Raw genomic sequence first — 12,836 nt, 5'->3', positions numbered from 1 at the left:
TTGCTGTTATTGCCTTAACGCTCAGAGCATTTCCAACGCCAATGCGATCCCTTGCCCGCCCCCGATACACAGCGTCACGATCCCGCGTTTGAGACCGTCGCGTCGCATCGAATGGATCAGTCGTGTGGTCAGCACCGCGCCGGTCGCGCCGATCGGATGGCCGTGCGCGATCGCGCCGCCCTGCACGTTGATCAATTCATCAGCAATGCCGAGCCGGCGCGCGACCGCGATCGGCACGGCCGCGAACGCTTCGTTGATCTCAAAGCGCTCGACGTCATGCAGTTGCCACCCGGCGCGCGCCAGGGCCAGCTGTACGGCAGGCACGGGACCGAGCCCGAACATGCCCGGCTCGACCGCCGCGACACCGAACGCCACCAGACGCGCGGCCGCTTCGATTCCGCGCGCTTCGGCGAAGCCGCGCTCGGCCACCAGCATCGCGGCCGCGCCGCTGTTCAAGCCAGGCGCGTTACCCGCCGTGATCGTGCCGTCGGGACGGAAAGCCGGACGTAGTTTGGCCAGCGTTTCCAACGTGGTGTCGGGGCGCGGTTGTTCGTCGCGCGTGAAGGGCTGCGGACCTTTGCGGCCCGGCACTTGCACCGCGATCAGTTCGGCGTCGAAGTCGCCGCTCTCTTGCGCTTCGGCGAATCGCTGTTGCGAACGCGCGGCCCAACGGTCCTGGCTTTCACGCGTCATGTCGAATTGCGCGACGAGGTCTTCCGTATGCCAGCCCGAATGCTCGCCGGAAAACGCGTCGTTCAGGCCGTCGCGCAGCAGACTGTCGTGAACCTGCGCGTTGCCCATGCGGTTGCCCCAGCGGCCGCTGTCGAGCAGATACGGCGCACGGTCCATGTTCTCCATGCCGCCCGCCACGGCGGCCTCCCCGAAGCCCAGCCAGATTTCCTGCGCCGCCGAGACGATCGCCTGCGCGCCCGACCCGCACACGCGATTCACGGTCAAGGCGGGCACCGCCACCGGCACGCCGCCGCCGATCGACGCCTGACGCGCCGGATTCATCTTGTTGCCCGCCTGGATCACATTGCCCATCACCACCGACGCCAGCGCCGCCGCGTCGAGACCGCTGCGACGCAGCGTCTCGCGCACGGCTACCGCGCCAAGGTCGGTGGCAGGCACCTCTTTCAGCGCTCCGCCGAAAGCGCCGATCGGTGTTCTTACCGGATTGCAGATCACGACTTCTCGTGGGTTCGTCATTGCTTCTCTCCAGTTGGCTTACGTTTGCAGGTTGATTTGCCGTGGCCGTGTGTGTCAGTTATTCGTCGATACGGCCGTGACGGTTCCCGGCAAATCCCAGCCGCCACCCAGCGACCGGTACAACGCGACCGCTGCGAGCGCATGCTCGCGTTTGGCCTGATTCAACGATTCGTCGTCGCGCAGATACGCTTCCTGTGCGTCCAGCACGTCGAGGAAACTGGAGGCGCCGTTCTTGTACAACTCCGTGGACAAACGCAGCGCGTGGCCCGAGGCATCGAGCGCGCCGCCAAGTCGTTGCACCTGCACCGATCCGCTCACCAGATCGCTGCGGTTGTCCTCGATTTCCTTCAGCGCTTGCAGCATGGTCTGCTGCAAGCCGAGTTGCGATTCGCGCATGCGGCTTTCACTCGCGTCGATATTCGCGGTGATGCGGCCCGCGTTGAAGATCGGACTGGTCGCGTTCAACGCCGCGCTGAACAGGTTATCGGTCAGCGTCGGCAAGCCGAGATACGAGGAGGCCAGCAAGCCGTCGGCGAGATTCAGCCTGAACTGCGGATAGCGCTGCGCTTTCGACACACCCACTTCCGCCGCGCGCTGTTCGACCGTCGCATACGCGGTGCGCACGTCAGGCCGTTTCAGCAACGCTTCCGACGGCAAAATTTGCGGCACGCTTTGCGCGGGCAACGGAATCTCACGGGCATTGGCGAGCAGCAAACCGTCGACACTCTCCGGCGTGCGCCCCGAGTACACCGCGATCAGACTCAATTGATGCTGCACCGCCGATTGAATGCGCGGAATCTGCGCCTGCAGATCCTGCAATTGATTCTGCGCACGCGCGACGTCGAGTTGTGTCGACAGTCCGTAATGCAGACGCTCTTGTGTGAGCTTCAGCGCACGGGCGCGAATCTGCTCGTTGTCGCTGAGAATCTGCAATTGCGATTGGGCCCAGCGCAGATCGATATAAGCGGCCGCCGTGTTGGCCGCGAGCGCGAGCCGCACCTGATTCAACGACGCCTCGCGGCCCGACACCTGCGCCTGAGCCGCCAGCACGGCGAGCCGTTCGCCGCCGAACACATCGGGCGTCCAGCTGGCCGACAAACCGAACCCGGCCTGACGCACGTAGCCGAGCGGCGGCGGCGTGTTCTGGCGTGAGTCGGACGCGCCGGCGTTCGCGTTCAACTCGGGCAGCAGCGCCGCGCGATCCTGCGTCGCGAGATCCTGCGCCTGCTTGACGCGCTCCACCGCGGCTTGCACGTCGAGATTGCCGGTCAATACCGACTCGACCAGTTGATGCATGACCGGGTCGCCGAATTGCGCCCACCAGGTGTCGGCGCTGACGCTGTCTTGCGGCGCGTCGACGTTCCACGCGGCCGGCGCCACGGTCTTGACCGTTTGCGGCAAATCCGCGTGTTCAGCCGGGGGGACCGCGCAAGCCGCGAGCGTCAACAACGCGGCGCTCGCGAGAACTTTGAGTACGATCGGTTTCATGTTGAGTTCCTCAATGAGCATCGGGCGGCGGCGCGGTGTTGCCGAACGGGCGCGAGAACAGCACGCTCAGCAAACCGACCACGAAACACAGCGACAACGCGAAAAACGTGTCGGAGAAAGTGAGCACCAGCGCTTCGCGCATCAGCAAGCCATGCAATGCGCCGAGCCCCGCGTTAGCCGCGTTCAGCGCGTCACCGCCGACCGCCGCGAAATGCGCGGTCTGTTGCTGCAACAACGATTCGAGCACGGGGCGTCCGGCGTTCAGATGTTCGTCCAGCCGCTCGTAGTGCAGATTCAGACGGTCGTTGAGCATCGTGCTGCTCACGGCAATGCCGATCGCGCCGCCGAGATTGCGCATCAGGTTGAACAGGCCGCTCGCGGAACGCAGCCTCGACATCGGCAACGAACCTAGCGCCATCGTCACGATCGGTGGAATACAGAACTGCTGGCCGATGCCGCGCAACGCCTGCGGAATCAGCAACTCCTGCCAGCCCCATTGATTGGTCAGCGGCACGTACAGATAACAGCCGACGCCAAACAGCACGAGCCCCACCACCAGCAGTATTCGCATGTCCACCATGCGGGCGAGGATCGAATACGCGACCATCGCGAGCAATTGAAAGCAACCGACCGACAGCAACGCGACGCCGATCTGCAACGAGTCGAAACCGCGCACTCGCGAGAGGAATACCGGCGTCAGAAACACCGCGCAGAAAATCCCGATCCCGGTAATGAACGACAGCAAACTGCCTATGCCGAAGTTCCGGACCGCCAACGCGCGCAGATCGACAATGGGCTCTTTCGCGGTGAACGCATGCACGATGAACAGGAAGCCGCAGATTGCCGAGACCCACGCACAAAACACGATCACGTCATCGCCGAACCAGTTTTTGCGCGGGCCCTCTTCCAGCACGTATTCGAGGCAGCCGAGAAAACCGGACATCAGCAGAATGCCGAGGTAGTCGCCTTTCTTCAGCAACGACAGGTCGACGTTATCGAAATGCACGTACTTCGGCACCATCACCGTGACGAGCACACCCGGCACGAGGTTCAGGTAGAACAGCCAGTGCCACGACCATTGCGAGGTGATCCAGCCGCCGATCACCGGGCCGATCGTCGGCGCGAGCGTGGCGAGCGCGCTGATGGTGGTGGACGCAATCAGACGCTGCTTGCCGGGAAACAGCACGAACGCGGTGGTGAACACGGTCGGGATCATCGCGGCGCCGAGCGCGCCCTGCAAACCTCGGAACAGGATCATCGAATTGATGTCCCATGCGAGACCGCACAGCATGCTGGTGACCGTGAAGCCGAGTGCGGAAAAGGCGAACACCCAGCGCGTGGAGAACACGCGAGTGAGCCAGCCGGACATCGGGATCACCAGAATTTCAGCGATCAGATACGAGGTCTGCACCCAGGAGAGTTCATCCTGGCTCGCGGACAAACCGCCGCCGATATCTTTGAGGGACGACGCCACGATCTGGATATCGAGCGTCGCCATGAAAAAGCCGATGCACATCAGCGTGAACGCGAGGACTTTGGTGCGCGTCGGCAGATCGGCGGGATTGGCGAGGACTTGGGTCATGATCGGTCTCTTAGCCGCGTGCCGGCGTGCTGCCGGTGTCGACGTGAACCTTCACCGTGGCCGAGAGGCCGGGGCGCAGCACGCCTTGCATGTCCTTCGGCACGTCGAGACGCACTCGCACCGGCACGCGCTGCACGATCTTCGTGAAGTTGCCGGTGGCGTTTTCGGCGGGCAGCACGCTGAAGGTCGCGCCGGTCGCAGGCGCCAGACTTTCCACCACGCCGTGAATCGGCCGGCTCGACGCGTCGAGATTCACGTCGACGCTGTCGCCGACCTGCATCTTCTTCAACTGGTCTTCCTTGAAGTTGGCGTCGATCCACAGGCCACTTGCGGGCACCACGGTCAGCAGCGAACCGCCCGTGTTCGCCAGCAGTCCCACCCGCGCGGTGCGATTGCCGATATAACCGTCGATCGGCGAGCGAATCGTCGTGTACTCCACGTTCAGCGCCGCGACGCGCTGCGCCGCTTGCGCAGTGGCGATGCGCGCGTCGGCGTCGCCGATCTGCGCGTCGAGCACGGCGATCTGGCGCTGTGCGGCGATCAGGGCCGCGCCGCTGCGATCGACTGCGGCATGCGCCTTGGTCAGATCGGCGTCCGCCCGTTCGACCACCTGGCTCGACACCGCGTCGTCCTTCACCAGTTCGCGATAACGCGTCTGGTCGGCGGCGCTGCGCGTCAGCTCGGCGCCGGAGGCGCGCACTTCGGCGGCCTGCTCGTTGATCGTGGCCAACTGCAAGGATTTCTTCGCCTGCAACTCGGTCACCGCGGCCTGGGCACTCTGCACTTCCGCGTTGGCCTGCGCGAGGCGGGCGTCGTAATCGCGTGCATCGAGCCGGATCAGCACCTGGTCCGCATGCACGAACTGGTTGTCGCGCACCAGCACATCCGTGACAAAGCCGTTTACTTTCGGCGCCATCACGGTGACATCGCCACCCACGTAGGCGTCGTCGGTCGTCTCGACAAAGCGGCCGACGAAGAACCAGTACGACACCGCCAACGCGAGCACGACAAGCACCGTGATGACCGCGAGCAGCATCCAGGGAATACGCCGCGCCGGTTTGGCGGATTGAGCCGCGCTGGGCGGCGCGATAGTGGAAGGGGTTGTGGACATGATGTCGATATGTGCGTATGCACTCCTTGAGTTAAAAAAAACGGCGCTCTGCGTTGCGCCGACCTTGCGGTACTGCCCGTCCGACTTCAGAGCGGATCCTGCGTGATGGCGAACAACTCGCCGCGCAATGCGGCGGCCCGTTCTTCGCCGAAACGGTGTTCGAATTCGGCTTGCGCCGCGTACCAATGCTCGCGGCCTGCTTTCAGACGTTCTTCGCCGGCGGGCGTGAGCGCGATCGACAGCGCCCGTACATCCGCGCCGAGCACGTCGCTCGATATCAGACCGTTGCGGCGCAGCGGCTGGATCGTGCGAACCAGCGTGGTGCGCTGCATCCGCATGGCTTCGGCCAGTTGCTTCATCGACATCGGGCCGACGCGTTTCAACCGACCCATCAGCGAAAACTGCGTAATGGTCAGCCCCACGTTCGACAGATGCCGGTCGTAAAGCTGCGAGACGTAACGGGCGGCCTGGCGAATCGCAAAGCAGTCGTCGTCGAAAAAGCCTTCCATCGCTGCGCTTCCTGAAGCGTGAGTGCGTATGCACATTAATAGGCGCGTTCAACCCGCCAGAACGAGTTCATGTGCTCTATCGGGTTAGGTTAGCCGGTGATGCTGAACAGCTCGGTGCGCAGCGCTCTTGCGCGCGCCTGCCCGAAGCGCTCTTCAAACTCGTCTTGCGCGGCGCGCCACGCTACCGACGCCTCGTCGAAGGTGGTTTCGCCTTTCGCCGTCAGACTGAACAGAAACGTGCGGCCGTCGTGCTCCGCCGCTTCCGCCACCACCAGGCCATCGCGCTGCAAGGGCTTCATGGCGCGAACCAGCGTGGTGCGCTCCATCACCATGGCATCCGCCAGATCCGCGATGGGCAGATTCGGCTTGCGAGCGAGCTTGGCCAGGATCGTGAACTGCGCGGCCGTCAGCCCTACGCCGCCCAGATGGCGCTCGTAGATTTGCGTGACGTGCCGCGCCGCCTGGCGCAGCGCGAAGCAGTTGCATTCGTCGTAAGAGAGAGGGCGGTTCATGTCGAGGAGTGTATGTGTGCATACGCACAGCGTCAAGGTGAATTTTGTTTGGAGGCGCGATGATGGATGTCGGCTGTCCGCGTCCAGCGGCAAAACTTCCATCCATACGTCTGTTTGAATTACCGCCGCAATGCCCCACCACACGGCGTGACGGCGAATCTTACGGGTTTGGATTAATGCCACTATATACAAGTCCGTAGCAGCGGCTTAATGTTCAGCCGCAACCAATTAAATCTAATAACAGGCCACGGAGACATTAATGCCATTCCACCCAGTCAGCGCGATTCCCACTATGCAATTCGCATGCGCCATTCCGACATTCGGCATTAAATACGTTTGCGTCGCATTGAAATTCCCCTGTTTTACCTAGCCCACGGCAAGCTGATCGGCATAACCGGGATTCGCCTGTCTCGTGGGCCTGCCGCGTTGTTCGACGTGGCCTGCGCGTATTGCGAATAAAGCTCGTTCGATGTCATCGATTGGCGGCGCCTATTTCATCGAGCATTCGTGGCCATTTTAGCGAGTGCACCCGGAGGTATCGCCGGGCACGGCGTTTCAGGTGGTGGACGGATAAAAATCCAGCGGCACCCGCGCGACTCATTTAATCGCGCGAATTAATAACGAACGACGATTGACGAGGAGACAAAACAATGGCGTTCAAACTGTGGGCAGGCTCATCCGCTTCAACAATGACGGGCGCGTTCGCGTTGTCCGTGCTGCTGGCCGCTTGCGGCGGTTCCGGCAAAGCGGACGCGCCGGGCGCCGTCGCCGTGCCGCAATGTTCGGGCGCCTCGTGCGGCGCGCAAGGCCAGCCGCCCGGCACGCCGGTCGTGGCGGCCAAGCTGTGCCCCGATTCGCTCGACTATTCGACCACCTACACCGGCGGCTCGGGTAGCGGCGAGTACATCAAGATGCAATTCAATTCGGCGACGAAGAAGTATCAGATGACCTTCATCGAATCCGCCGTGCCGATCTCCGTCGGCCAGGTCAACGTCACGCGCGCGGGCCTGACGATCACCGGCGACTACGACAATCCGACCGGCTCCTTTGCCCTGCCGACCGCCGAACAGAACCGCTGCGCAATCGTGCTGAAGAACGGCACGACCGCCGACGGCACCTACAGCGTCACCATCAATCCACAGGACCCGCCGATGCTGTTCGTCGGCGAGGGCATTATCGGCGGCGGAATTCCGGGGGCGACGATCCAGTTTTCCGGCGTCACGTCGCTGGGTATCCCAATTGGCGTCGTGCCGCAGCGCACCTTCGACTCGTATCCGTTCCTCGGTTTCAGCCAGACGGTCACCGACTTCACCCAGGTGGCCGGCGCCTATAACGAAGTCGGCTTCCGCATGAGCCCCGAGGGCAACCCGGCTCAAGGCACCGACGGCCTGACAACGACCGGCTGGGCGCCGCAAGCCGTTCAAGCCAGCGAGACGCTCAACGCGGACGGCACCTGTACGCCCGATTCATCGCCGAATTCGTGCGTTCTGACCGGCACGCCGTGGACGTTGCGCACTAACGCCGACGGCTCCCCGGACAACGTTTTTGTCAGCCGCGCCAACGGTCTGGCTTATCCGGCGGCCGGCGTGGGCGTGCTGCAATTGCTGTTCGCGCCGAGTCTGGCGCACGGCATCATGATCGTCGGCAAGGTGAACAACCAGCTCGTGCCGGTGATGATTCGCGTCGGCTATGCCCACACGGACAACACCCCGACCGGCATTCTGAACAACGCGCTCGACGATCAGCTCGGCATCTCGCTGCTGGCGCCCGCCACGAAGATTGCTCAAACGGCACTGAAGGGCGGCTATATCGGCGCGAATAGCGCGTCGGCGTGCGCCCTGGTAACCACCATCGGTCAAAGCCCGAACCCGATCTACGTGAACGGACAGCCGGTCTATGCGGCGTCGGGCACCTGCACCGACGGCAGCGCGTCGTTCAACCCGGGCGTGAATTACGGCGCGACCTTGTTCCAGAGCCCGTCGGCGGCCCTGTTGAATCCGTTCACGTCGACGGCGTCGAGCAACTTCTCGCTCGATTTCACGCAGACGCAACCGGGTATCGTCAATGTGACCGCGACCAAGCCGTTGATGTCCGGCAGCACCGCGCTCTACAACGCAGGAGACACCGGCGTGATGGTGCAGGTGGGACCGGTGTACGGTCTGCTCATGAACGGGATCAATCCGACGTTCACCACGAACGATCCCGCGCACAACATCGGTAAGGTGAATCCGTTCCTGTCGATCGGGGCGTTCGTGGAATAAACGTGCGGTGAGCGGAAGGTGAAAAAACGGCTCGCTGGAGTGATCCAGCGAGCCGTTCTGTTTGGTTCGTGCGCCACGTCCGCGGCGTAGCGCCACGCCCGGGAGCTAAAGCAGGCGATACGCCAGTCGCGCGGCGGCCCTCGCCGTTCGCTTGTCCTGATCGAGCGACGGGTTGTACTCCGCGATGTCCGCCACGCGCAGCTTGCCGGACGCCCGCACACGCTGCACCATTGCTTCGACCACCGACAACGGCACACCCAACGCAGCGGGTGCTGACACGCCGGGCGCGGTGGCCGCGGGCAAGACGTCGAGGTCGATGGTCAGATAAACGTCGTCGGTTGCATCGAGCAAGGATTGCAGTTCATTCAGGCGCTGCGGCAGATGCACGTCCTGCATATCGACGTCGAGCACATAGCGCACGCCGAGTTGCTCCGCATGCGCGAACAGCGACGCGGTATTGCCCAGATCGCTAATGCCGAAGCAGACGTAGTTGAACGGAACCCCACGTTCGGCGCAGTCGTTGGCGATCTGGTCGAACGGCGTGCCGGAATTCGCCGGACGCTTCTGGCGCAGATCGAAATGCGCGTCGAAGTTGACGATCAGCAGCTTGCGCGACGCAGCAGACCTGGCGCCTGCAACAGCCTCACGCTCCCGATGCAAGCGCAAGCCGCTATACGTGCCCCACGCGACTTCATGGCCACCGCCGAACACCAGCGGCCGGCCGCCACTGGCCAGCACATCGCTAACCACCTGCGCCAATTCCACCTGCGCGCCTTCCAGGTCGCCGTCGTCGCACACCACGTCACCCGCATCGGCGAGCGACGTCAACGCCACCTTCGCCGGCAGACCCGCCAGCGCACGCCGCAATTCCTTCGGCGCGTGCGCCGCGCCAGTGCGGCCCTGATTGCGGCGCACGCCTTCATCGGAACCGAAGCCGACGATCACCGGCATCTCGCGACAACTCTCGCGCTCACCCTGCCGCCCGTCGCCGAACGGCACCACCTGGTTAAACACGCGCCGCGTGTCGCCGGGCTCGCCGTCGTCGCAACGGCCCGCCCACACCTTGTCGTCGAATGGAACTCTCATGCGCGCGACAACACCGCCTGCAGAAACGCTCGCGTACGCGGCTGCGAGGGCGCCGAGAAAATCTCCGCCGGCGGCCCTGCTTCGACGATCACGCCGCCGTCCATCACGACCACCACGTCGGCCACCTCCTTGGCGAAACCCATTTCATGGGTGACGACCACCATCGTCATGCCTTCGCTCGCAAGCAGTTTCATGACTTGCAGCACTTCGCCGACCAGCTCCGGATCGAGCGCCGAGGTCGGCTCATCGAACAGCATCACACGCGGCTGCATAGCCAGCGCACGCGCAATTGCCACCCGTTGCTTCTGACCGCCCGACAGACTCGCCGGCATCACATTCGCCTTGTGCCCGAGCCCGACTTTCTCCAGCAAAGCGAGCGCGGCCGCCTCGGCCTCGGCCTTGCTCGCGCCACGCAACATACGCGGGCCCACGGTGATGTTATGCAGCACCGACAGATGCGGAAACAGGTTGAACGACTGAAACACCATGCCGACTTCGGTGCGCAGCGCGTTCAGCGAGCGCTCCTTGAGCATCGCGCCCTGCTCGACCAACCGATGCCCGCAAATATCGATCGTGCCGCCTTCCGCCTGTTCGAGGCCATTGCAGCAGCGCAGGAACGTGCTCTTGCCCGAGCCGCTCGGTCCGATCACCACGACGACCTGCTGCGGCTGAATATCGAAGTCGATGCCGTTGAGCACCGTATGCGAGCCGAACGATTTGGTCAGCCCACGAATGCTGACGATAGGGCCGCTCTCTTGAGCCACGGTATTCACGGTATTCATTGCACCATCCCTCCTGCGCGCAGATGACGTTCGACGCGATGCAACGCGTAGTTGGTCACCTGCGTCAACACCAGATAAACCAGCGCGATCACCAGGTACACCTCGAGCGAGCGGTACGACACGCTGATGATCTTCTGACCTTCATGCATCAGATCGTCGATCGTCAACAGCGACACCAGCGCCGAGTTCTTGATCAGCGCGATGAACTCGTTGCCGAGCGGCGGAATCATCCGCACGATTGCCTGCGGCAGAATGATCGCGCGCATGGCCTGTCCCGACGACATGCCGATGGAGCGCGCCGCTTCCATCTGCCCGCGATCCACCGACTGAATCGCGCCGCGCACGATTTCCGACACATACGCCGCCGAATACAAGCCGAGCCCGAGCATGCCGCAAACAAACGCCGGCAGCAGAATGCCGAATTGCGGCAAGCCGAAGAACAGCAGAAACAGTTGCACGAGCAACGGCGTGCCGCGGAAAAACGTCAGATACGCGGTGCAAAAACCGTACACCACGCGCCGCTGCGGCGTGAGCCGGCCGATACCGATCAGCAGGCCCAGCACGCAACTCAACGCGAGCGAGGCGGCGGTGACTTCGACCGTCACCAGCGCGCCATGCATGATGTCCGGCCAGCCGGCAATCACCGGCGAAAAATCGAGTGCCATTTTATTTACTCAGCCGTTTATTGCGCGCTCGCGCCGAACCACTTCTTGACGATCGCCGCATAGGTGCCGTCGGCCTTGATCTTCGCGAGCGCGGTGTTGAACGCGTTCTTCAGTTCCGGCTCGTCCTTGCGCACGGCGATGCCATAGGCTTCAGTGGTCAGTTGTTTGTCGAGCACGCGGAAACCGCCGCGCGTCTTCGCGAACTGATACGCGGCCGGCTTACCGGTCACGGCGGCGTCGGCGCGGCCAATGCCCACGAGGTCGAACATTTCCTGATTCTTCTCGACTTCGACGCGATTGATCTGCGGGTAGTTGTCGCGCAGGAAGTTCACCGACTTCGTGCCCACCTGGACCGACACTTTCTTGCCGTTCAGATCGGCCACGGATTTGACAGGCGAATCGTTTTTCACCAGCGCGACGAGGCCGCCCGCGTAGTACGAATCGGTGAAGTCAACCACTTTGGCGCGTTCGTCGGTGATGTAGATACCGGAAATCGCCGCGTCGAAGCGGTGCGCGATCAGGCCGGGAATCAGCCCTTTAAAGTCGATGTCGGTCCATTGCACGCGCTTGCCCATGGCCTTGGCGAGCGCGTTCATGACGTCGACGTCGAAGCCGGTACGTGCGCCGTTCTCGGTGAATTCCATCGGTGGGAAGGTGGCGTCGGTGGCGACGTTCAGCACGTCCGGCGTTTGGGCCGACGCGGCGCCGGAGAAGCCCGCAAAAGTCACGGCAACCGTGACACAGGCGAGGGACAGCAGTCGTTGCAGTTTCATGGGGTAGGCTCCTTGTGGTCCATCAAGTTCTTCAGTTCGTTCGGAATCCGGATCGAGGTGCGGCCGCGAACGGCCTGAATCGATCAATCGGTTTGCATGTGCTCGGAAATAGCGCGGGCCGTACGTAGCGTCCCGTCGATGAATTGGCTTTCGCGACCCGTGGCGCGCGTGGACGGCGCCATCAGGGTGATCGACGCGCTGCTACCTACGCCGCGTCCGCTGCGATGAAAGATCGGGGCGCTTACGCCCCACACGCCGGGGTCGACTTCGCTGTCGCTGACAGCGTAGCCCTGGGCGCGAATCTGGTCGAGTTCGGCTTCGATCGCGGCGCGGCCGGGCGGGTCGTTGTCGAACACACTGTCGAGTATTTCGTTGCGCGCTTTGTCGGCCATGAAGGCCAGCAGCGATTTCGCCGACGCGCCCGCCCTGAGCGGCACGGCCCGGCCTTTTTCGAACGAGCAGCGCAGCGAATGCTGACTGTCGACCATTTCGAGGCACATCACCTGGTGTTTGACGGCGACCACCAGCCCGATGCTTTCCTGCGACGCACGCGCCAGTTGCTGCATCTCGCTGCGGCTCGCTTCGACCAGCAGCGAATTCACGTCGAAGCCGAGCGCAAGTTGCAGACTGATCGGACCGGGTGCGTAATGCCCCGCGTTTTCCGCGACGAAACCCCAGCGTTTAAGCAGCGCGATCTGCCGATACAAGGTGCTTTGCGCGAGGCCGGTCACGGCCAGCAAATCCTTGACCGACATGGCCTTGCCATGACTGGCGAGCGCCGCCAGCACCAGCAATACCCGTTCCGCACCTGTCACACTTTGTTCCGCGTTCACGTCGACACCACCCGCAATCAATCAC

The 12,836-nt window shown here is 63.2% G+C and carries 12 protein-coding genes; 1 reads left to right on the top strand and 11 read right to left on the bottom strand.

From position 1 onward, the window contains the following. Nucleotides 1–21: 21 nt before the first annotated feature. The 6 genes from B0G83_RS02555 to B0G83_RS02530 form a co-directional block, all read right to left on the bottom strand. Entirely contained in the window at nt 22–1,209 is a 1,188-nt protein-coding gene (locus B0G83_RS02555) for a thiolase family protein (RefSeq protein ID WP_105505840.1), read from the bottom strand. Between the two features lie 54 nt (nt 1,210–1,263). Continuing rightward, a complete protein-coding gene (locus B0G83_RS02550; protein WP_105506555.1) occupies nt 1,264–2,697 on the bottom strand; it encodes an efflux transporter outer membrane subunit in 1,434 nt (477 codons plus the stop codon). 10 nt (nt 2,698–2,707) lie between these two features. Continuing rightward, complete coding sequence (locus B0G83_RS02545; protein WP_105505839.1) at nt 2,708–4,279, bottom strand: DHA2 family efflux MFS transporter permease subunit; 1,572 nt, start codon at nt 4,277–4,279, stop codon at nt 2,708–2,710. Nucleotides 4,280–4,289: 10 nt separating this feature from the next. Further along, entirely contained in the window at nt 4,290–5,390 is a 1,101-nt protein-coding gene (locus B0G83_RS02540; RefSeq protein WP_181156667.1) for an HlyD family secretion protein, read from the bottom strand. A gap of 86 nt (nt 5,391–5,476) precedes the next feature. Further along, nucleotides 5,477–5,899 (bottom strand): MarR family winged helix-turn-helix transcriptional regulator, encoded by a 423-nt coding sequence (locus B0G83_RS02535; protein WP_105505837.1) that lies wholly within the window; start codon nt 5,897–5,899, stop codon nt 5,477–5,479. Nucleotides 5,900–5,988: 89 nt separating this feature from the next. Continuing rightward, nucleotides 5,989–6,411, bottom strand: a complete 423-nt coding sequence (locus B0G83_RS02530) for a MarR family winged helix-turn-helix transcriptional regulator (protein ID WP_105505836.1) — start codon at nt 6,409–6,411, stop codon at nt 5,989–5,991. Between the two features lie 650 nt (nt 6,412–7,061). Here B0G83_RS02530 and B0G83_RS02525 point away from each other — a divergent pair. Beyond that, on the top strand, nt 7,062–8,672 hold the full coding sequence (locus B0G83_RS02525; protein ID WP_258167654.1) for a DUF2957 domain-containing protein: 1,611 nt from the start codon (nt 7,062–7,064) through the stop codon (nt 8,670–8,672). 105 nt (nt 8,673–8,777) lie between these two features. Here B0G83_RS02525 and hutG read toward each other — a convergent pair whose 3' ends face one another. From hutG to B0G83_RS02500, 5 genes are all read right to left on the bottom strand, one after another. Continuing rightward, nucleotides 8,778–9,758 (bottom strand): formimidoylglutamase, encoded by a 981-nt coding sequence (gene hutG, locus B0G83_RS02520; RefSeq protein WP_105505834.1) that lies wholly within the window; start codon nt 9,756–9,758, stop codon nt 8,778–8,780. After that, nucleotides 9,755–10,540, bottom strand: a complete 786-nt coding sequence (locus tag B0G83_RS02515) for an amino acid ABC transporter ATP-binding protein (protein ID WP_105505833.1) — start codon at nt 10,538–10,540, stop codon at nt 9,755–9,757. Before B0G83_RS02515 ends, hutG begins: the two co-directional genes overlap by 4 nt. Then, entirely contained in the window at nt 10,537–11,205 is a 669-nt protein-coding gene (locus B0G83_RS02510) for an amino acid ABC transporter permease (protein ID WP_105505832.1), read from the bottom strand. The genes B0G83_RS02515 and B0G83_RS02510 overlap by 4 nt, the downstream gene beginning before the upstream one ends. A gap of 17 nt (nt 11,206–11,222) precedes the next feature. Beyond that, nucleotides 11,223–11,978: a transporter substrate-binding domain-containing protein gene (locus B0G83_RS02505; RefSeq protein WP_105505831.1), complete on the bottom strand. Its 756-nt coding sequence runs from the start codon at nt 11,976–11,978 to the stop codon at nt 11,223–11,225. A gap of 83 nt (nt 11,979–12,061) precedes the next feature. Next, nucleotides 12,062–12,811, bottom strand: a complete 750-nt coding sequence (locus tag B0G83_RS02500; protein WP_105506554.1) for an IclR family transcriptional regulator — start codon at nt 12,809–12,811, stop codon at nt 12,062–12,064. Nucleotides 12,812–12,836: the final 25 nt, after the last annotated feature.

The sequence above is a fragment of the Paraburkholderia sp. BL21I4N1 genome (assembly GCF_002973525.1).
Lineage (GTDB): Bacteria > Pseudomonadota > Gammaproteobacteria > Burkholderiales > Burkholderiaceae > Paraburkholderia.
The sequence above is the reverse complement of the archived record's forward strand: the minus strand, read 5'-3'. Positions and strand labels throughout refer to the sequence as shown.